We start from the raw sequence: 19,041 nt of genomic DNA on the forward strand, positions 1-19,041 counted from the left end.
GTCGGATTCCCATGTTCATCTACTCCGACCCGGATGTTTATCGGCTCGAGATGTCGACCGTATTCCGCGAGGCGTGGCTGTTCGTCGCGCACGCGTCGGAGCTGCCCGAGGCGGGTTCGTTCGTGATTCGCGACATGGGCGAGGAGTCGGTTATCGTCGCTCGCGGCGACGATCGGACGGTCAGGGTTTTCCTCAACTCCTGCCGGCACCGCGGCATGCGTCTGGCATGTGAGGACTTCGGCTCCACGAACGTGTGGCGGTGCTCATACCACGGCTTCACCTACGGCAGTAAGGGCGAGTTCCTCGGCACGCTGGTCGGAGCGCCGTATGAGCGAGTCGCCTACCCGGGCGGCCTGGATCGCGACGCACTGCACCTCATCGAGGCGAAGGTCGACATCTACCAGGGCCTGGTCTTCGCCACGTGGAGCAAACACCCTCCTCAGCTCGTCAGCTATCTCGGCAATGTCGCCTGGTACCTGGACCTCGTGGTGGGGCGTGCCGACATGGAGGTCGTGGGGGTCCCCCAGAAATGGGTGGTTCCGACCGGCTGGAAACTGCCGTCCGAGAACTTCACCGCTGACGCCTATCACACAGCCACCGCACACTCGTTCCTGGCGCGGTTGGGACTGGTGGAGAAAGTGGACTTCGGCCGCGACGGCTACCACGTCGACCCTGGTGGTGGGCACGGTCTGGGGGTCGGGGTGCACGGCGACGAGGAGGGCTCGTACTTCCCCGCCGAACTCGCGGACGAGTACGCCAGCAGGCTGAGTCCTCATCAGCTGAGCCTGTTGACGCGGGTGAAAAACGTCCACGGCAATGTCTTCCCGAACCTCTCTTTCCTGATCCCGAGCTTCATCGACATCGACGGGCGCCTGGTCAGCGGGATGATGTTGCGGTCTTGGCAACCGATCGGCCCGGGTCAGGCGCAGGTGTGGTCGTGGCACCTGGTGGAGAAGAACGCGCCGGCCTGGTGGAAGACCCTCGGGCGCAAGATGTACACCCAGACCTTCGGCGCGTCCGGCATGTTCGACCAGGACGACACGGAGAACTGGGAAGCCCAGACCCACAACGCCACGGCGTCGCTCAGCCGCGCGGACGAGGTGTTCCTGCATTACGAGATGGGCCTCGGCATGCAGCCGTTGCAGGACTTCCCCGGCCCGGGAGACGTCTATGACGGCAAGTTCAACGAGGCGGCCGGGCGCACGTTCTACCGCACATGGTTGGACTACCTGGTCGGACGGGAGTTCGAATGACCGCCACGCCGTCCCGCGTCGACATCGAGACCCGGATGGCGGTCCATGATCTGCTTGTCGACGAGGCAGCATTGCTGGACGCGGGCCGCTACGAAGAGTGGCTGACGCTCTTTACCGACGATGTCGAGTACATGGCCCCGATCCGTGTCACTCGTAAGGCCGGCAACCCGGACGTGGTCGAGGAAATCTGCTGGTTCGACGACAATCTCCAGTCGTTGGGACTGCGGGTGCGGCGGCTGGGCACCAATGTCGCATGGGCCGAGGATCCTCGATCGATGACCCGCCGGTTCGTCACCAATCTCAGGATCACGGCGAACGACGACGGCTATCGGGTGGTGGGCAACCTCATGCTCTTCCGTAGCCGAGGCGACCGTGGGCGCTACGACCTCATCGTCGGTGAACGCACCGATCATCTGCGGTGGGTGGCAGGCGAGCTGAAAATCAGCAGGCGGCGAGTCCTGCTCGACCAGGCATCGCTGGGAACGAAAAACCTCGGGATCTTCTTGTGACCAAGACCGGAGATTCGCTGACCGCACTGACAGCCGATCAGCGCAATTCATTCATTGCGGCCCTGTTGGGTTGGATGATGGACGCGTTCGACTACTTCGTCGTCGTGTTCGTCTACGCCGACATCGCCGAGGACTTCGGCATCTCGCTGACGCAGGTGGCCTTCATCACCACCGCGACGCTGGTGATGCGCCCGGTCGGAGCGATCATCTTCGGGCTGTGGGCCGACCGCATGGGACGTCGCATCCCGCTGCTCGTCGACGTCTGCTTCTACTCCCTGGTCGGGTTCCTCTGCGCGTTCGCACCCAACTTCACCGTGCTGCTGATCCTGCGACTGCTCTACGGAATCGGAATGGGCGGCGAGTGGGGCCTGGGCGCCGCACTGGCCATGGAAAAGATTCCCGTCCGCCGCCGCGGCTTCTTCTCCGGCCTGCTGCAGCAGGGCTACTCCCTGGGCTACCTGCTCGCCTCCCTGGCTTCCCTGCTCGTGCTCACCGTCTTCGGTCTGTCGTGGCGCTGGCTGTTCGCCCTCAGCATCATCCCTGCCCTGATCAGCCTGCTGATCAGGGCTCGCGTCCGTGAATCGGAAGTCTGGACCGACACCCGCCGGCAGATGCGGATGGCCAACTCCTCGATCCGCGACGTGCTGCTCAACCCCGCGGTCGTCCGCCGCTTCGGCTACCTCATCCTGCTCATGACAGCCTTCAACTGGCTCAGTCACGGCACGCAGGACATCTACCCCACCTTCCTGCAGGCCAAGCACGACGGTGGCGCCGGCCTCCAGGCGGCCACCGCCACTGGCATCGCCGTGCTCTACAACGTCGGCGCAACCCTCGGCGGACTCGTCTTCGGCACTCTGTCGGAGCGCTACGGCCGCCGCCACACCATCGCCTTCTGTGCCGTGCTCGGGCTGCCCATCGTCCCGCTGTTCGCCCTCTCCCACACCGCGGGCCTGCTCGCCCTGGGCTCATTCCTCATGCAGATCATCGTCCAAGGCGCCTGGGGCGTCATCCCCGCCCACCTGGCCGAGATGTCCCCCGACACCATCCGCGGGTTCTATCCCGGCGTCACCTACCAACTCGGCAACTGCCTCGCCGCCTTCAACCTGCCCATCCAACAAAGCCTCGCCGCCACCCACGGCTACCCCTACGCCCTGACCGTCACGATCGTCCCCGTTCTCTTCGCCGTCGCCGCCCTCACCCTGCTCGGCACCGAGGCAAAAGGCATCCACTTCGGCAAGAACCTCGGCACCGTCACGCCCGTTGCCGGCCACGGAACGCAATGAAGAAAGCCGGCGTCCACGGCCGTCGATGAGCGGAGGCGCTGAAAGAACCGGCGCACCGCCGAGAACGAGGCCACCGCACACGGCCAGGTCATGGACCGCTCCCCGCTGCGACTCGTCGCACCATTCCACACGCTCGGCCAAGACGCTTCGACATGTCACCTACGCTGAGAGGAATGGAACGCGTGCTCACGGCGAAGGACGGGCGTCCAGGCTCTCAAGGACTCGGGAACGATCGACCCCGCCATCAAGGCCGACCTCGCCGCCACCACGATCCTCACCACGATCAACGGCGGCGCGCATCTGCTACGGGCGACCGGCGACATCCGCCACCTCGAGGTCAGCCTGACCGAAGTTCTCAACGGCCTGCGCAGCCCTCGCCCGCATACGAATGCCCGCCGACGCACGGCAAGCACTCTGCCCGCCTGACCGCTGCCCGGGTGCTCGCCTGCCCGACCGTCGGTGGGCCCGCAGCGTCGCTTCGACATCATCGAAGACACCGACAGCGGTGCGCTCAAATCGTTATCGACACCTTCCCGAAGTGCCCTTGCGCGAGAAGATGGTCAACCGCATCTTGCGCCTCGTCAAAGGGAAATACTCGGTCGATCGACGGCCGGAACTTGTGAGCATCAATCGCTCGGCACATGTCGGCAGTGTCCTCGATACTGCCGACGGTCGACCCTACCATGGTGATATTCTTGGCCATGACCAAAACGTTGGGGAACGCCGCGCTTTCACGACCACCCACGAAACCGGCACAGGCGATGTGGCCGCCGATCCGGGCGGACTGAACCGACTGGGCAAGCGTTTGACCACCGCCGACATCGATGATTGCGTCCGCTCCGCGCCCATCGGTTATGTCCACGACCGCCGTGCTCCATTCCGGCGTCCGCCTGTAGTTGATCGTGTGGTCCGCGCCCAGCGCGCGTCCGCGCTCCAACTTGGAGTCCGAGGATGATGTGAGAATGACCGTAGCACCGGCCATCTTGGCAAACCCGAGAGCGAAGAGCGACACACCCCCGGTACCTTGAATCACGACAGTATGTCCAGGCTTCACGCTCGCCTTGGAAAAGGCGCGCCATGCCGTCACGCCTGCGCAGCCGAGGGTTGACGCTTCGACGTCCGACAGGTGGGCAGGTGCAGGCACCAGGCAGACCGACGAGACGCACACATGGGTCTGGAGCATCCCATCCACCTGGTCACCATGGATGAGCGAGAGACTGTCGGCCGTTGGATCGCCGGCCTGCCACTTCGGAAAGAAGGAAGGGATCACGCGGTCGCCCACCGCAACATTCATGACATCGTCACCGAGCTCGACAACCTCAGCACTGGCGTCGGCGAACGGGACCCGCGGCCAGGTCAGGTCAGGCAGTTCGCCGGTCACCACCCCCAGATAATCTTTGTAATTTACACTCGTTGCACGAATGCGCAACAAGACCTCCCCCGCGCGAGGACGAGGCGCTGGACGGGTGCTCGGCTTCGTCAACCTCCCCGGGTTGTCAATCACATAGGCAAGCGATTGCAAAATCGTATTCCTTTCATCGCCCAGCAAGGTTGCCCAGTCCGCTTTCGATCAACACTACCCGCCCGCCCGGCCGCAGCACTCGCGCGATCTCGCGGACGGCGCGCCGAGGACCTGCTTGCACAACCCTCGGGGAGGAAATACCGTTCCGCTTGACGAGAAAATGCCCGTCCCCTAACCGACCGGTGCGGTCCACTGGGGTGAATCGGCGGGTGGTCATGCCGGCTTCTGCAAGCCGTCATGACCGTTTCATGACTATTGATCGTGAGATGGGCATGCTCCTCCGGAGATGGCTGATTCGCACGTACTCGACAGAAGGTTCGAGTCAGCCCTCCTACGGCCGTGCCTGCCTCGTCGTCGACGGCATCGACCGATCCCGTCCATCCGCTGCACGAACGGCAGTCACCTCATGACACAGCACGATCTGGTGCCCGCCACGGCATCGGCCCGGTTCAGGTCGCCGGGTCGCCTCACCCGCCGCGGCTTCCTCGCTGCGGGTGCCCTGTCGGCCACCGCGTTTCTCGCAGCCTGCGGCGGGTCCGCGAGCGCCCCGCCGTCGGGCCGCAGTTCGGAGATCGACATCTACAGCTGGGCCGACTATTTCGCCCAGGAGAACCTCAGCGCGTTCACCGCGGCCACCGGGATCACGCCGAAGATCAGCACATACGCCGACAACGACACCTTGGCGGCGAAGCTGGGCAGCGCGCCCGCCACCGGGTTCGACCTCGTCATTCCGACATCCGGCTGGATCCCCTTCTACGCCTCCCGCGGCCAGATCGAGAAGATTGATACCAGCAGGGTCGACCTGTCCACGCTGGACCCCTCGCTGCTGAGCCACAACTACGACCCACACAACCAGTACTCGATCCCGAAGGACTGGGGCGTCCTCGGCGTGACCTACGACCCGCGCGCCGTCGGCGGGAACATCAGCACCTGGCAGGACTTCCTCGACGCCGGCGAGCGCCCGAGTGTGCAGGGCAAGGTCCGGCTGTCCAGTTCGGGATGGGAGAACGTCGGGGTCGTCATGTGGACGCAGGGACAGGACTGGAACACCACCGACCAGTCGGTGATCCGCGCCGCAGGCGACCGGCTCAAGGACTGGGCGACCCGTGCGAAACCGCAGCTCGGAGGCACGGAGGTCGACCCGCTTGTGAACGGCTCAATCGTGATGAGTTTGTACGACCAGTCGCAGGCACGGCGCGCGATCATGCAGAACCCCGCCCTGCGCTGGGTGGTGCCGGCGCCGACGAGCGAGCTGTGGGTGGACTGCTACGCGATCCCGAGGGGCGCCCCGCATACCAACGCCGCCTACGCGTTCCTGAAACACCAGCTCACCGAGCAGGCGCAGGTCATCGACACCCAGTCGCTCGGATATCCCGCCGCCCTCGCCGGTCTGCAGCAGAAGCTGCCCCCCGGCACCGACCACGCCGACCTCATCTTCGGCGGTCCCGGCCTCGACCTCTCCAGACTCACCAGCTTCGTGGTCAACCCCGACACCGTCACCGTCTACCAGGAGATCGAGACCGAGCTCCGCGCGGCATCCTGACTCCCGGCGCGAGGCCCACCGACGCGATGCTCTCTCGCGCCACCTGGGGCTTCGGCCAGACAACTGCCCGTAACACTCCTGCCCTGGACCGCAGCAACCAGAGGATCAGGCTCTGAGCGAGGCACGGCCTGGGCGGCGTGCAGACCTCCGGAATGAACGTCTTTCTGAAACCCAACCGGTCGCCCAGTGGACCGCAGCGAACCATCTCAACGAAGGGCGCCCTCTCGTCAGCGGGAAGGCAATTCTTCCTCCAGCGTTACGGAAGCAGATCCGGAGTGGCAATGCTCGCGGCGCCAGTTGCCGGGCGTCATCCCGTAGTGTCGCCGGAACGCCCGCTCGAACGTCCTGCGGTCGATGAACCCCGCCGCAGCCGCGATGTCCGACGTCGCGAGCCGGACGTGCCTCGGGTCGGACAGCATCACCTGCGCCGCGAGCAGCCGTTGCTCGCGCAGGTACGAAGCAGGCGTGGATCCGACCCGTTCGAAGAGGGTGTACACGTGGCTGACCGACACGTTGTGCCGCCGCGCCAGCTCCTCGACCTGCAGGTTCGGGTCGGCCAGGTGTTCGCGGACGTGTATCAGCATCATGTCGAGCAGCACCTCCGCCGGGCCGTCGCCGCCGGCGACCGAGGGGATGACGTCTCGCATCGCCATCACGAGCAGGTCGATCGCGGCGTGCCCGGCGTCCAGTCGCTGCGGCACGGTGAGGCCGTCGGCGATCTCGAACAGCCGACCGAGGTAGGCGGCCACCGTGTGCATGGCCGGGGATGCAGGGTCCATGCTGCGGCCACAGGCTTCGGTGATCTCGGTGGCACGCAGCGGCAGCAACTCACGGGAGAAGGACAAGACGAGATGCCGCGTCTCGATCTGCGAGACCCATGTGAAGGGAGCGCGCGCCTCGTGCAAAAACCCCATGCCGGCCCCCAGCTCGGCGCGACGGTCGTGCTGCGAGAAGCGGCCGCGGCCGGCCACCTGTACGGCGAAGAGCATCCGGTCGTCTTCCGACTCCCTAGCCGCCATCCGGTCGGTCCGGTCCGCCGACCTCGGGCCCGAACGCAACTGGGAGAGCGCCAAGCCCTCGCCCAGCTCCTGCACCGCCATCCGCCCGCGGACGCCGGGAGCCGTTCGGACGATCACCGGTATGAAGAACTCGTCGGCGACGTCTTCGAACTCCCTACTGGAGAACTCGTGAATCTGCACGGACCGAGGCTAACCCGCGGGACGACATATCAACAATTGTCCACATTCCGGTTTGCGTGGATGGTGCCATCCGGAGACGCAATTTACACACTGGGCCGGCGCACAGTCCACAGACAGGACGCACGAGCGGGGGACGGAGAGAAAAGAATCGATGTCATCGGCGATCTCGCGCCCGCCCGCCGACGTGAATGTCACCGCCGATTGCAGCCGAAGCTGCCGGGGAGCAGGGCCGGGAGTCCTCGAATTCCTCGTTTACGTGCACCCGATTACGGCATCGACGCGGGAGGGTCCCTTCGGCAGGGTCACGAGCCGGACTCGCCCCGGATGAGCTGCGCCGCGCGTTCGGCGATGGCATAAACGGTTGCGTTGAGGTTGGCGGACACCGGGGACGGCATCACGGACGCATCCGTTACCCGCAGCCCGCGCAGGCCGTGCACCCGCAGTTCGCTGTCGACCACGGCGTCGGGGTCGGTCCCGATCCGGCACGTACCCGCATAGTGGAAATAGCTGCTGGCGCTGTCCTGGACGTACGTGCGGAGGTCTTCCTCGCGCCGCAGGTCGGCTCCGGGCTCCGACTCCTCGCCCCGCCACGGCGCGAAGGCTGGCATCCGCCCGAGCTGACGGGCACGGCGCAGGCCGGCGACCATGGCGTCGACGTCGCGGGTGTCGGTGTAGTAGCGCGGGTCGATCAGCGGCGGGGCGCCGGGTACGGCGGAGGCCAGCCGCACCGATCCACGACTGAACGGCGTCATGAGTGCGACGATGATCTCGTAGCCCTCCCCCGGTCCGGGGCCCGGCCTCATCTGCTGACGCAGGGGCCGCGACACGATCATGATCTGCAGATCCGGGCCGGCAAGACCGTCCCTGCTGCGGATCAGGCCCTTGATCTCTCCGATGTTGCCGTTCGACGGCGGGACGGCTCGGGCCGAGTAGTAGGTGACACCGGACGCCGGGTGGTCGTGCAGGTCGGCGCCCACGCCAGGAAGATCGGCGAGCACCGTGATCCCGACGTCGTCGAGATGGCGTTGCGGTCCGATCCCCGATGCCAGCAACACCTGCGGCGAACCGATGGCCCCCGCTGCGAGCAGGACCTCCCCGTCGCACTGCGCGATGGACGTCTGCTGCCCGATGCTGTATTCGACCCCGCTGCACCGGTCGCCGTTCAGGACGACGCGGTGCACCAGCGCGTCGGTGACCAGGTCGAGGTTGGGCCGGTCGAGGGCCGGGCGCAGGTAGGCATCGGCGGCGCTCTGTCGCCTGCCCTCGATGATGCTCATGTCCGTGACCCCGAAGCCTTCTTCGAGGCCGCTGTTGATGTCGCCGGCGATCCGATGGCCGGCCTGCCGGGCCGCCTCGAGCGCGGCTTCCGCGATCGGGTGCGGCGGAGCGGTCGGCCCGGGCCGCAGCGGCCCGCTCTGGCCGCGCACAGCGGGGTCTCGCCCGTCGATGTGCTCGGTGCGCTTGAAGTAGGGCAACAGGTCGGCGAACCCCCAGCCCTCCGCTCCGGCTGTGACCCACGCGTCGTAGCTCGACCGATGCCCGCGCAGAAACGCCATGGCATTGATTGCCGACGAGCCGCCGAGCCCGCGGCCGCGCGGCAACTCCATCGCTCGTCCGGTGCTCTCGAGGACAACGGTCTTGTCCTGCCAGTCCATCGACGAGCCGATGAGCGCCGGCCAGTCATCGGCCGAGGCAACGGCCTCCAGCGGCGTACCGGAGCCGGCCTCCAGCAGGAGGACGCTGACGTCGGGGTTCTCCGTGAGGCGCGCTGCGAGCACGCAGCCCGCGGTCCCCGCACCGACGACGATGAAGTCATGACAACGAGCCACAGAACTCACGTATCAGGCTTTCTGTGCGGGTACCGGCGGACGCACGCCTTACCGAGTATCTGAGGACACACACGTTCCTGCAATCAGCGATGCGGCCCACATTTGTGACGTGATCTCCTCTGTGGATTCACCTCACAAGTCGCACTTCACGTACTAGGCAGACATATGACCGTTGATCCAGGAGTTGATCCGCGCCTGCGCGTGTTTCCCGAGCGGCGGTACGGAGCTCATGAATCCGTGGATGGCTCCGGGGTACACGTCGATCTCGGCCTCATTGCCGGCCGCACGCCAGCGCTCTGCCATGAACAGGGCGTCGTCGAGCAACGGGTCGAGCTCCCCGATGGTGAACAGCGCAGGCGGCAAGCCGGTGAGATCGGCGTACAGCGGGGAGATCGTGGGGTTGCGCAGCACCGCGGCCGTGTCCGGGAAGATCAGCTCGCGGGTGGCGCGCAGGAACGATGTGTTGACGACCGGCGTGGCGGGAGTCGTCAGGCGCTCGGCAAGGGTCAGGGTGGGGTCGAAGACGCCGTAGACGAGGCTGACCCCGGCCACGCGGTCGATCGCGCCGAGCCTGTCGCGAACGTGCAGCACCGACAGCGCCGCAAGATGCGCGCCGGAGGAGTTCCCGCCGATGAGCAGCTTCTCGGTGCCGAACTCGGAAACCGCGTTGTCGAGTAACCACTCGACGGCGGCCAGCACGTCCTCGAGGCCGGCCGGGTAGGGGTGTTCGGGCGCGAGTCGGTAGTCGACGCTCACCGTCGCCACGTCGGCTTCCTGGGCGGTCAGTTCGTTGGCGTAGTCATTCTCTTCGGGTTTGCCACCGAACCAGCCGCCGCCATGCACGTCGAGCAGGACGGCACGGGCTGTTCCTTCCGGCCGGATGATGCGAATACGCACATCACCGGCAGCACCCGGGATCAGCTTGTCCACAGCGCCTTCGGCTCGCGGTGCGTGGTCCGCCGCTGACCGCAGCATCGCCAGCCCGTCAGGCGTTGCAGGGTCGGGCAGCGACCTGGACGCCCGCTCCGCGACGATCGCCCGCGCAGCCTCGGAGTCGACGTCCGGAATCGGAACTTTGTTATAGAACATGGATGTTCGTCTCGTGCCTCTCTGTGCTGCAGTCACGTCGTGCATATCTCCCGCTCTCGCGCGCTCGCCTGCGGACTGCGCGATCAGACATGTTCGGCAATGCGTCCCGTCCCACGATTGCCGATCGTGCAACGGCTTGCGAGCGACCGGCATCAACCTCTCTTGCTGAGAGCCCGAGCCCCAGTTGACCGTACCGGGCCATATCGGGGCGGGCATTTCTTCCCCAGCGAGGAGACATTTCCTCCTCGGAGGTTGCGGGAGCACACCCGGAGGGGAAATCGCCCGAGAGTCGATCGTTTCCGCCACCGGAGATTGATCCTGATCACACGAATCGACGGACATGGGCTTTCCGATCAGTCCTGCAGCAGCGCTGCCTTGCGGGCGCCGAACATGACGAACCCGGAGGCGACCGTGCCGACCGCTCCGACCAGAAGCGTGGCGTGTGCCCAGGTCGAACCGCTCGCGAGCATCGCTGTGACGATCGCGCCGGCCACGATCGAGCCGGGCTGGGACAGAGCGTTGAGGAACCCGGTGCCCGTGGCGCGACACGCCGTGTCGTAGCACTCGCCCATGTAGAACAACATCGCCGAATACGCACCGGTCAGGAAGAACAAGCCGAGTGAGTAGAGGCTCACCACGGCGATCGTGCCGTTCGCCACCGTCAGCATGAACGCGAACAGGATCCCGGCGATGATCCAGCCGAACGCGATGACGTTGCGGCGGCCCAGCCGGTCGCCGAGGAATCCGTGCGCCACGTCGCCGACGTAACCAACGGCGTTCGCCACGATGAGCAGCACCAGCGAATTCGCGAAGCTCACATGCTTGCCCTCGGTGAGCACCGTGGTGCCCAGCACGGAGAACAACTGCATACCGGCAGCGTTGATGAACCACGCGAACCCGAGCACCAGCGTGTTGCGCCGCGCCCGTCCCGTGAAGATCGCCGCCAGCGGAGCGGCAGGCCGCTCGTCGACGCCGTAGGAGCGGGCCAGCTCGGTGGCCTCGGCGGTGCGGCCCTGCTTGCGCAGACTGCGCAACTGCAGCTCCAGCTCGAACTGCGGGCTCTCGCGCAGCCCACGTCGCATCAGGGCGATGACCGCCGCGGGGAACACGGCGAGCAGGAAACAGCCCCGCCAGCCGAGCACCGGCAGGAAGACCGCGACCCAGGCGGAGGCCAGGAGTACACCGAGCGGAAAGGCGCCCTGCACGAAACTGTAGATCAGGCCGCGCCGCTTTTTGATCTTCTCGTCATCGGTGACCGCGTAGATCTCGGAGAGATACGTGGCGTTGACCGCCTGCTCGGCCAGACCGAGACCTCCGAGGGACCGGACACCGATGAGATACGCGGCGCTCGGGGTCACGGACGAGAGGGCCGATGCCACCGCGGCGCCCGAGACGGTGAGGATCATGCCCTTGCGGCGCCCGATGCGGTCGGTGATCGGTCCGACTGCCAGCGCGATTATCGCGGTGGCCACCGAGACCAGCGTCGACACGAGAGACGCCGTGGTGTTGTCCCAGCCGAAACCGGCCGAGATCTGCGGCAGCAGCGTGCCGAACATGATGAAGTCGAACACCGCGAAAAGCCAGGCGAAGAAGGCGATGATCGTCGCCTTCCGGGTGGCGCGGCTTCCTATTCGTCGAAACGACTTGGCCGCGGGAGTGACGCCGCTCTCGGGTACAGCGGACATGGCAGTGCCCCCTTCAGAATTGCTCGAAACGAAGGACGAGACGCTCAGGAGCGCAGAAACAGCTCAGAAAGCCGTCGGCGAAGGTGGATGGTCATGGATGCCCCAGGTGAGACCACCCATCGGCCCCGGAGAACGTGATCGCCTGCGCGTCCGGCGTCGCGTCCCCCCATCGGCACGAGTCGGATATCGGCCCCGAATGGCACCGAACCCCTGCGGCGCGCAGCCTCCGTGCCGCAACGTCCGGCGAGCGAATCGAGCGGACAGGCACTCTGGAACTCTCCTCACACCGTAGGGCCGCCCTCAGAAGTTTACAGTACTTGTCTGTAACGAAACGTGGCCGGAAAGGCCCGCTGCGACCGATTCCTGCTCTTCCACGGCATGCCGGATGACGCGGTCCGGCCAGCGCGTGCCGACGTGGCGGCGTCCGCCGACACACCGCGGGGGCGACCTCGGCAATGCCGGCCGGGATCGGCCGTCGGGCGCGCGACATCACCGAAGGGCGCGGCGATCATCCGCCGCGTTCGGACCGTCGCGGCCAAGTCAACGTGCGAGGGTCGGAGACCTCCCCGCCTCAGCAGCGTCCATTCCAGGCTCGATCGCGTGAGACCGAGAGGTCATTTCAGAATGACGCGGCGCGTGATCTCCGCCGGGCCGCGGCGACCTGGAGCGTGTCGCGGGTCGAGTGGAGGGACTCGAGGTCGTCATCGAGGTGCCCTCCGCCCGAGCGCCCCCCGAGCCGCGTCGTGACCGCAGTCATGCTTCTAACCCGCATCAGCACGTTGACGGGTTACAGAGTCTGTGCTCTCATCGTAACTGTCATAGATACGTATGGAGGTTAGAACGGTGGGTGTGGTGGTAGCGAGGCGGCGCTGCGCAGGGCGTTCACGCTTCCTCCTGGAGAGCGCAGGCGACGAGGTCGCAGCGCTGGTCCGCGAGTTCGTCGCCAGGTACCTGCCGACGGCGTGAGCCCAAGGCGATCGGGGAGAACGAGAGCGATGATGGAGCGCGCCGGATCGGTGGTGGCACTGCGCCGCTACCCGGTGAAGTCGATGCTCGGCGAGGACGTCGACGCAGTGGCGGTGACCGAGGAAGGTGTCGAAGGCGACCGGGCCACGGCAGTCATGGACGTGGCGACCGGGATGGTGGCCAGCGCCAAGCATCCGAGGCTGTGGCGAGGACTGCTCGAGTTCGGCGCCCGCTGGAACAACGGGGCAACGCAGATCCAGATGCCGGACGGCAGGATGCTGCACGTCGACGACGACGACGCCGATGAGGCCCTCTCGCAGGTGTTGGGCCGCAGCGTGCGACTCCTCACCACCCGGCCGGAGCATGCAACGGTCGGGCGGCCGGCTCCCGAGTCGGTCATCGAAGCAGGCGTCGATGCAGACGTACCGTACGCACACCTCGAGATCGGCCGAGGAACGCCCGGCACGACGTTCGTCGACTTCGCGCCGATCCATGTGTTCACCACGGCGACTATCGCCCAGGTCGGGGCCGAGCTCGTGCGATACCGGCCGAACCTCGTGCTCGACCTCCCCGGCACGACGCCCTACCCCGAGAACGACTGGACCGCTCGGGAACTGGCCGTAGGCCCGGTCGTACTGCGGATCCTCGGGCCCACCCAACGATGCGCGGTCCCGACGCTCGTCCACGGCGACCTTCCGCGCCGCACCGATGCAGTCCGCACCCTCATGCAGCACAACCGCGTCCCAGCCACAGGCATGCAGCCATGCCTGGGCGCCTACGCCGAAGTCGTCAGGGCGGGCGAAGTCGCAATCGGCGATCCGGCGGCGTTCTGAGCCGTCCGTCCCGCATCCTCCTCCGCGGCAAAACGGCCGCCCCCAAGCACCAGGCGCACGGCCGTCGCGACTGCGGCGGGCCGGGTCCAGGTGGGAGCCGGCGCCAATGCTGAGCTCCCGAAATCACGAAACACAACACCGGAACAGGAGAAGCACGCCCATGAGCGAGCAGAAGGTTGCAATTATCACCGGCGCGTCCCAGGGAATCGGCGAAGGCCTGGTGACCGCCTACCGACAGATCGGGTACGCCGTCGTGGCGAACTCCCGATCCATCAAGCCGAGCGACGACGCAGGTGTCGTCACAGTGGCCGGCGACATCGCCGACCCTGCCACCGCGCAGGACATCGTCTCCACAGCCCTGGACCGGTTCGGCCGCATCGACGCGCTGGTCAACAACGCCGGCGTCTTCACCGCCAAGCCGTTCACCGAGTTCACGCCTGAGGACTTCACGAACAACATCGACGTGAACCTCGGTGGCTTCTTCCACCTCACCCAGCGCGTGATCGAGCCGATGCTCAAGCAGGGCGGCGGCCACATCGTCAACGTGACCACCACTCTCGTCGAGTCCGCCCGCTCGGACGTTCCCTCGGTGCTCGCCTCGGTCACCAAAGGCGGCCTCGCTGCGGCGACCAAGTCCCTGGCCATCGAGTACGCCTCCCGCGGCATCCGCGTCAACGCCGTCGCGCCGGGCTTCATCGACACCCCGATTCAGGGCGGAGCCACGCCCGAACAGCTCGCCCAGTTCCACCCCAACAAGCGCACCGGGACCGTCGAGGACATCGCCAGGGGCGTCATCTACCTCGAGCAGTCCCCGCTGGTCACCGGCGAGTTCCTGCACATCGACGGCGGCCAGAGCGCCGGCCACTGAGCCATGGACGCACGGCATCGACGAGCACGACACCGCCGAGATCGGGCGATGTTCCACCCGGCCGGGTCGAGTGGACCCTGGCGATCCACATCGCGTGTCGTTCTCATCTGACACCGCCCGATGCCCCCGGTCCCCCGGGGGCATCGGCGGCTTCACCACGAAAGGCGTTCATCTGCGTGCCCAGGCGGGCAGTTCCCGGCCGCAGGTGCCGAGCGTGTGAGCTCGCGCCGGTCCCGTGACGCCTGCCGCCGACTTGCCGGAACAGGCATAGCCGCGCCCGGAATCCGCATTGGACCCGCATCGCGTGTCGACACGACGATGAACGTCGTCGGTCCCTCCACACCTCTTCCGCCGCGTGGGAAGGGCCTCCGACGAGTCCCCCGGCAGCCGGCGAGAGGCGATGATGCTCCAGATCAAGAACTACGTCGGCGGACGGTTCGTCGACGGGGTGAGCACCTTCCCCGACGTCGACCCGGCCACCGGCGCCACCGTCGCCGAGGTGCATGAGGCAGACGCCCCACTCGTCGACCGGGCCGTTCTGTCAGCCCGAGCGGCTCACGAGGGGCCCTGGGGACGCACCACAGTGGCCGATCGCTGCCGCCTCCTGCGCAAGTTGGCCGACCTCGTCGATGCCAGGGCCGAGTACCTGGTCCATGCGGAGGTCACGGACACGGGGAAGCCGGCGGCCGTCGCGCGCAGCCTCGACGTCGCCCGCGCCGCGGCCAACCTCCGCTCGTTCGCCGACATGGCCGCGGCCGAGGGCATGGAGTCCTACCTGCTCGACCACCCCGGGGGCCAGGCGCTGAACTACGCGATGCGCAAGCCGCTCGGGGTGGTCGCCGTGATCGTCCCGTGGAACCTCCCGCTGCTCCTGCTCACCTGGAAGCTCGCACCCGCCCTGGCGTGCGGCAACACAGTGGTGGTGAAGCCGTCCGACGAGACCCCGGCATCGGCGACGCTCCTCGCGGAGCTCGTCGAGGAGGCGGGCTTCCCCGCCGGGGTCTACAACGTCGTCCACGGCCGCGGCGCCGGCTCGGCCGGTGAGTTCCTCACCGGTCACCCCTCCGTCGACGGGGTGACCTTCACCGGGTCCTCGGCCACCGGCGCCGCGATCATGCGAGCAGTGGCGCCGCGGGTGCGGCCCGTGTCGTTCGAGCTCGGCGGCAAGAACGCCGCCGTGGTGTTCGCCGACGCCGACCTCGACGCCACGCTCGACGGCCTCGCGCGGTCGGTGTTCGCCAACACCGGCCAGGTCTGTCTCTGCACGGAGCGCGTGTACGTCGAACGCAGCGTCTTCGAGGATGTGTGCGCCGGGCTCGTGGAACGCGCGGAAGCGCTGCACCTGGGCTCTCCCGATGACGAGCGCACGACGACCGGGCCACTGATCTCCGCCGCCCACCGCGCGAAAGTCCTGCGCTACCTGCGGCTGGCGGAGGAGTCGGGGGCGCAGGTGCGCACCGGCGGAGACGTCCCGGACATGCCGGACGCACTGAGCGGCGGCTGGTGGCTGCGGCCCACGCTCTGGACCGGACTCACCAACGCCGACCGCATCGTGCGCGACGAGGTGTTCGGTCCGGTCGCCGCGCTGATCCCGTTCGACGACGAGGACGAGGCCGTCCGCCTGGCCAACGACACCGACTACGGCCTGGCCGCGGCTGTGTGGACCAGTGACCTGCGCCGCGGCCACCGCGTGGCACAGCGGATGGACGTGGGGATCGCGTGGGTCAACACCTGGTTCCTGCGCGAACTGCGGTCCCCGTTCGGAGGGACCGGTCTGTCCGGGATCGGCCGCGAGGGCGGCCGCCATTCCCTCGACTTCTACACGGAGACGACGAACGTGTGTGTTGCCCTGTGACTGCCTACGACACAACCACCAGTCGCGACGTCGTCCTGGTCGCCGCCGAACGACTGTTGGACGCGCGGGCGAGTGTGACCCCGTGCGCCCCCGTCCGCGATGTGCTCGGCGCCGCCGACGTCGATGCGGCGTACGCGGTGCAAGAACTCGTGCTGGAGCGCCGGACGGCAGCGGGCCGACGCCTCGTCGGCCGCAAGATCGGACTGACCACGCCTGCCGTGCAGGCCCAGCTCGGGGTGGATCAGCCGGACTTCGGACCGATCCTCGACACGATGGTGCGGGCCGACGGCGAGCACGTGCATCGCGCGGAGTTCCTGCAGCCCCGGGTCGAGGGCGAGGTGGCGTTCGTACTGGGAGCCGACCTCGACGACCCCCACTCGACCGTGGTCGACGTCCTGCGGGCGACCGACTTCCTGTTGCCTGCCATCGAGATCGTCGACTCCCGCATCGCCGGCTGGGACATCGCCATCACCGACACGATCGCCGACGATGCGTCCTCCGGCGCCGTGGTCCTCGGCACGACACCGGTGTCGCCACGTGGGCTGGACCTCACCGAGGTGGCTCTCGCGCTCGAACACGACGGCGAACTCGTCTCCAGCGGCGTCGGGGCGGCGTGCCTCGGTTCTCCCGCCCGGGCCGTGACCTGGCTCGCGCGCGAGTCAGCGCGCCGGGGACGTCCGCTGCGCGCGGGCGAGGTCGTGCTCTCCGGTGCCCTCGGCCCGATGGCCGATCTCACCCGTCCCGGGCGCTATCGCGCGGAGCTGTCCGGGCTGGGGCACGTCGAGCTCCTGCTGGTCGACGACGGCCCGAGCCACAGGGAGGCGACGCAATGACGGTCCCGGACGTGCAGCACGTGGCACGACTCCTGGAGGACGCGGCACGCACGCGGACGCCGCTGTCCCCCCGGGCCGAGCTGCCCGACCTCGACCTGACCGAGGCCTACGCCGTGCAGCGAGTCCTCGTCGGGAACCGCGAGTCGCTCGGAGACCCGCGCGTCGGCGTCAAGCTCGGGTTCACCAGCACCGCCAAGATGCGGCAGATGGGCGTGGACGACGTCATCGTCGGCGTGCTCACTGCCCGCATGCGGGTGCGCGAGGGCGGCCGGATCGACCGGTCGCGGCTGATCCACCCGCGCGTCGAGCCGGAGATCGCCTTCCGGCTCTCCCGCGACCTCGACCCGGCCGACCCGCGCGCCGATCTGGTGAGCGCTCTCGACGCGGTCGCCCCCGCCGTCGAGCTGATCGACTCCCGCTTCTCCGGGTTCGCGTTCGACCTGCCGCGCGTCGTGGCCGACAACACCTCGGCCGCCGCGTTCGCCGTCGGGCACTGGGTGCCGCTCGACGCCCGGCTGTGGGCGCACCTGGCGAACGCAGCGGTCACGCTGTCGATCGCAGGGCGGCCGGTGGCCTTCGGGTCCACCGCTGCCATCCTCGGCGACCCGCGCCGGATCGGCGCAGCCCTGCTGGGGATCGCCGCCGAGCAGTCCATCCCGCTGCGTGCCGGGGACGTCGTGCTCGCCGGAGCGGCCACCGAGGCATTTCCGGTCGGCACGGGGCACGTCGAGGCGCGGGTCGCCGGGCTCGGGCGGGTCGCGCTCACGATCACCGGCACGCGGGACGACGGGGAGCGCACATGAGCGAGTCACACCTGCTCGTGGCGGGCAAGGCGCGGCCACGGGGACGGTTCCCACACGCCCGGAGAGCAGGCCCGTTCCTGTTCGTGTCCGGAACGAGCAGCCGGCTGCCCGGCAACGAGATCGTCGGAGCTCGGGTCGACGCGATGGGCACCGTCGACCTGGACATCCGCGCACAGACCGCGGCGGTGATCGAGAACATCCGCGACGTCCTGCGCGCCGGCGGCGCCGATCTGAGCGATCTCGTCCAGATCACCACCTACCTCGTCACCATGAACGACTTCGGTGGCTACAACGAGGTCTACGGCCGCTACTTCGACGAGACCGGTCCGGCGCGCACCACCGTCGCGGTCCACCAGCTGCCGCATCCGCACCTGCTCATCGAGATCCAGGCCGTGGCGTACACCGGCCGGCTCGACCCGACGCCCGTCCCCCCGACAGGAGGAACACCATGACCGACATCGGTGCGGCCGTGGACTTCACACAGTGGATCGCCGAGCACGAGCCCTCGCTCAAGCCGCCGGTCAACAACAAGGCGCTCTTCACCGGCAAGGACTTCATCGTGCAGGTGGTCGGCGGTCCCAACCAGCGGACCGACTTCCACGTGGACCCCTACGAGGAATGGTTCCATCAGATCAAGGGCGACATGCACATCGACGTGATCACCGACGAGGGGCCGCGGACCATGCACGTCCGGGAGGGTGAGACCTGGCTCCTGCCGGGCTTCGTCCCGCACTCGCCGCAGCGCCCGCAGGCAGGGTCGATCGGCCTGGTGATCGAGCGGGTCCGCGAGGAGGGCGCGCTGGAGAAGTTCCAGTGGTACTGCGCGGAGTGCGGAGGGCTCGTCCACGAGGTCGAGCTCCAGGTCCGCGACATCGTGGCCGACCTCCCGCCCGTCTTCAGCGCCTTCTACGCCGACGAGAAGGCCCGCACCTGCGACGGGTGCGGCGCGCTGCACGCTGGGAAGGGCTGAG

17 protein-coding genes are annotated in these 19,041 nt (G+C 67.6%); 12 read left to right on the forward strand and 5 right to left on the reverse strand.

What is annotated here, in order from left to right; all coding sequences use genetic code 11:
• Window positions 1-50: 50 nt before the first annotated feature.
• From ACQPZQ_RS30980 to ACQPZQ_RS30990, 3 genes are read left to right on the forward strand one after another with little or no spacing between them, the layout of a single operon-like run.
• Window positions 51-1,253 (forward strand): aromatic ring-hydroxylating dioxygenase subunit alpha, encoded by a 1,203-nt coding sequence (locus ACQPZQ_RS30980; RefSeq protein ID WP_433286649.1) that lies wholly within the window; start codon window positions 51-53, stop codon window positions 1,251-1,253.
• Window positions 1,250-1,762, forward strand: a complete 513-nt coding sequence (locus ACQPZQ_RS30985; protein ID WP_433286651.1) for an aromatic-ring-hydroxylating dioxygenase subunit beta — start codon at window positions 1,250-1,252, stop codon at window positions 1,760-1,762. The genes ACQPZQ_RS30980 and ACQPZQ_RS30985 overlap by 4 nt, the downstream gene beginning before the upstream one ends.
• Window positions 1,759-3,045, forward strand: a complete 1,287-nt coding sequence (locus ACQPZQ_RS30990) for an MFS transporter (protein ID WP_433286653.1) — start codon at window positions 1,759-1,761, stop codon at window positions 3,043-3,045. Before ACQPZQ_RS30985 ends, ACQPZQ_RS30990 begins: the two co-directional genes overlap by 4 nt.
• 511 nt (window positions 3,046-3,556) lie before the next feature.
• On the opposite strand, the gene ACQPZQ_RS30995 is transcribed toward ACQPZQ_RS30990, so the two are convergent.
• Window positions 3,557-4,549: a zinc-dependent alcohol dehydrogenase family protein gene (locus tag ACQPZQ_RS30995; RefSeq protein ID WP_433299436.1), complete on the reverse strand. Its 993-nt coding sequence runs from the start codon at window positions 4,547-4,549 to the stop codon at window positions 3,557-3,559.
• 424 nt (window positions 4,550-4,973) lie between these two features.
• On the opposite strand from ACQPZQ_RS30995, the gene ACQPZQ_RS31000 reads away from it, so the two are divergent.
• Window positions 4,974-6,110 carry an ABC transporter substrate-binding protein gene (locus ACQPZQ_RS31000; RefSeq protein ID WP_433286655.1) on the forward strand — a complete coding sequence of 379 codons (1,137 nt, stop codon included), beginning with the start codon at window positions 4,974-4,976 and terminating at the stop codon, window positions 6,108-6,110.
• A 227-nt stretch (window positions 6,111-6,337) separates the two neighbouring features.
• Here ACQPZQ_RS31000 and ACQPZQ_RS31005 read toward each other — a convergent pair whose 3' ends face one another.
• The 4 genes from ACQPZQ_RS31005 to ACQPZQ_RS31020 form a co-directional block, all read right to left on the reverse strand.
• Window positions 6,338-7,309: a helix-turn-helix domain-containing protein gene (locus ACQPZQ_RS31005; RefSeq protein WP_433286657.1), complete on the reverse strand. Its 972-nt coding sequence runs from the start codon at window positions 7,307-7,309 to the stop codon at window positions 6,338-6,340.
• 302 nt (window positions 7,310-7,611) lie between these two features.
• The gene (locus ACQPZQ_RS31010) at window positions 7,612-9,147 is read right to left on the reverse strand and encodes a GMC family oxidoreductase (RefSeq protein ID WP_433286659.1); all 1,536 of its coding nucleotides are present in this window, start codon (window positions 9,145-9,147) and stop codon (window positions 7,612-7,614) included.
• A 144-nt stretch (window positions 9,148-9,291) separates the two neighbouring features.
• Window positions 9,292-10,227, reverse strand: a complete 936-nt coding sequence (locus tag ACQPZQ_RS31015; RefSeq protein ID WP_433286662.1) for an alpha/beta hydrolase — start codon at window positions 10,225-10,227, stop codon at window positions 9,292-9,294.
• 353 nt (window positions 10,228-10,580) lie between these two features.
• Complete coding sequence (locus ACQPZQ_RS31020) at window positions 10,581-11,912, reverse strand: MFS transporter (RefSeq protein ID WP_433286663.1); 1,332 nt, start codon at window positions 11,910-11,912, stop codon at window positions 10,581-10,583.
• 843 nt (window positions 11,913-12,755) lie between these two features.
• On the opposite strand from ACQPZQ_RS31020, the gene ACQPZQ_RS31025 reads away from it, so the two are divergent.
• The 8 genes from ACQPZQ_RS31025 to ACQPZQ_RS31060 all read left to right on the forward strand — a co-directional run bounded on the left by ACQPZQ_RS31025 (window position 12,756) and on the right by ACQPZQ_RS31060 (window position 19,040).
• Window positions 12,756-12,878 (forward strand): hypothetical protein, encoded by a 123-nt coding sequence (locus tag ACQPZQ_RS31025; protein ID WP_433286665.1) that lies wholly within the window; start codon window positions 12,756-12,758, stop codon window positions 12,876-12,878.
• Window positions 12,879-12,907: 29 nt separating this feature from the next.
• Window positions 12,908-13,711, forward strand: a complete 804-nt coding sequence (locus tag ACQPZQ_RS31030) for an MOSC domain-containing protein (RefSeq protein ID WP_433286668.1) — start codon at window positions 12,908-12,910, stop codon at window positions 13,709-13,711.
• A gap of 160 nt (window positions 13,712-13,871) precedes the next feature.
• Entirely contained in the window at window positions 13,872-14,579 is a 708-nt protein-coding gene (locus ACQPZQ_RS31035) for an SDR family NAD(P)-dependent oxidoreductase (protein ID WP_433286670.1), read from the forward strand.
• A gap of 400 nt (window positions 14,580-14,979) precedes the next feature.
• On the forward strand, window positions 14,980-16,434 hold the full coding sequence (locus ACQPZQ_RS31040; RefSeq protein WP_433286672.1) for a 2-hydroxymuconic semialdehyde dehydrogenase: 1,455 nt from the start codon (window positions 14,980-14,982) through the stop codon (window positions 16,432-16,434).
• A complete protein-coding gene (locus ACQPZQ_RS31045) occupies window positions 16,431-17,267 on the forward strand; it encodes a 2-keto-4-pentenoate hydratase (RefSeq protein ID WP_433286674.1) in 837 nt (278 codons plus the stop codon). The genes ACQPZQ_RS31040 and ACQPZQ_RS31045 overlap by 4 nt, the downstream gene beginning before the upstream one ends.
• Complete coding sequence (locus ACQPZQ_RS31050; protein WP_433286676.1) at window positions 17,264-18,070, forward strand: 2-keto-4-pentenoate hydratase; 807 nt, start codon at window positions 17,264-17,266, stop codon at window positions 18,068-18,070. The genes ACQPZQ_RS31045 and ACQPZQ_RS31050 overlap by 4 nt, the downstream gene beginning before the upstream one ends.
• Window positions 18,067-18,522, forward strand: coding sequence for a RidA family protein (locus tag ACQPZQ_RS31055; RefSeq protein ID WP_433286678.1), 456 nt, complete (start codon window positions 18,067-18,069; stop codon window positions 18,520-18,522). The genes ACQPZQ_RS31050 and ACQPZQ_RS31055 overlap by 4 nt, the downstream gene beginning before the upstream one ends.
• Window positions 18,519-19,040 carry a 3-hydroxyanthranilate 3,4-dioxygenase gene (locus ACQPZQ_RS31060; RefSeq protein WP_433286681.1) on the forward strand — a complete coding sequence of 174 codons (522 nt, stop codon included), beginning with the start codon at window positions 18,519-18,521 and terminating at the stop codon, window positions 19,038-19,040. Before ACQPZQ_RS31055 ends, ACQPZQ_RS31060 begins: the two co-directional genes overlap by 4 nt.
• The last annotated feature ends 1 nt before the right edge of the window (window position 19,041 follow it).

Origin of the sequence: Pseudonocardia sp. CA-142604 (assembly GCF_050948475.1) — a bacterium.
GTDB classification, from domain to species: domain Bacteria; phylum Actinomycetota; class Actinomycetes; order Mycobacteriales; family Pseudonocardiaceae; genus Pseudonocardia; species Pseudonocardia alaniniphila.

Coding starts and splice junctions, on each gene's coding strand:
- ACQPZQ_RS30980 (WP_433286649.1), top strand. CDS start 51: ATGTCGACCGTATTCCGCGAGGCGTGGCTGTTCGTCGCGCACGCGTCG.
- ACQPZQ_RS30985 (WP_433286651.1), top strand. CDS start 1,250: ATGACCGCCACGCCGTCCCGCGTCGACATCGAGACCCGGATGGCGGTC.
- ACQPZQ_RS31000 (WP_433286655.1), top strand. CDS start 4,974: ATGACACAGCACGATCTGGTGCCCGCCACGGCATCGGCCCGGTTCAGG.
- ACQPZQ_RS31015 (WP_433286662.1), bottom strand. CDS start 10,227: ATGTTCTATAACAAAGTTCCGATTCCGGACGTCGACTCCGAGGCTGCG.
- ACQPZQ_RS31020 (WP_433286663.1), bottom strand. CDS start 11,912: ATGTCCGCTGTACCCGAGAGCGGCGTCACTCCCGCGGCCAAGTCGTTT.
- ACQPZQ_RS31030 (WP_433286668.1), top strand. CDS start 12,908: ATGATGGAGCGCGCCGGATCGGTGGTGGCACTGCGCCGCTACCCGGTG.
- ACQPZQ_RS31035 (WP_433286670.1), top strand. CDS start 13,872: ATGAGCGAGCAGAAGGTTGCAATTATCACCGGCGCGTCCCAGGGAATC.
- ACQPZQ_RS31040 (WP_433286672.1), top strand. CDS start 14,980: ATGATGCTCCAGATCAAGAACTACGTCGGCGGACGGTTCGTCGACGGG.
- ACQPZQ_RS31050 (WP_433286676.1), top strand. CDS start 17,264: ATGACGGTCCCGGACGTGCAGCACGTGGCACGACTCCTGGAGGACGCG.
- ACQPZQ_RS31055 (WP_433286678.1), top strand. CDS start 18,067: ATGAGCGAGTCACACCTGCTCGTGGCGGGCAAGGCGCGGCCACGGGGA.
- ACQPZQ_RS31060 (WP_433286681.1), top strand. CDS start 18,519: ATGACCGACATCGGTGCGGCCGTGGACTTCACACAGTGGATCGCCGAG.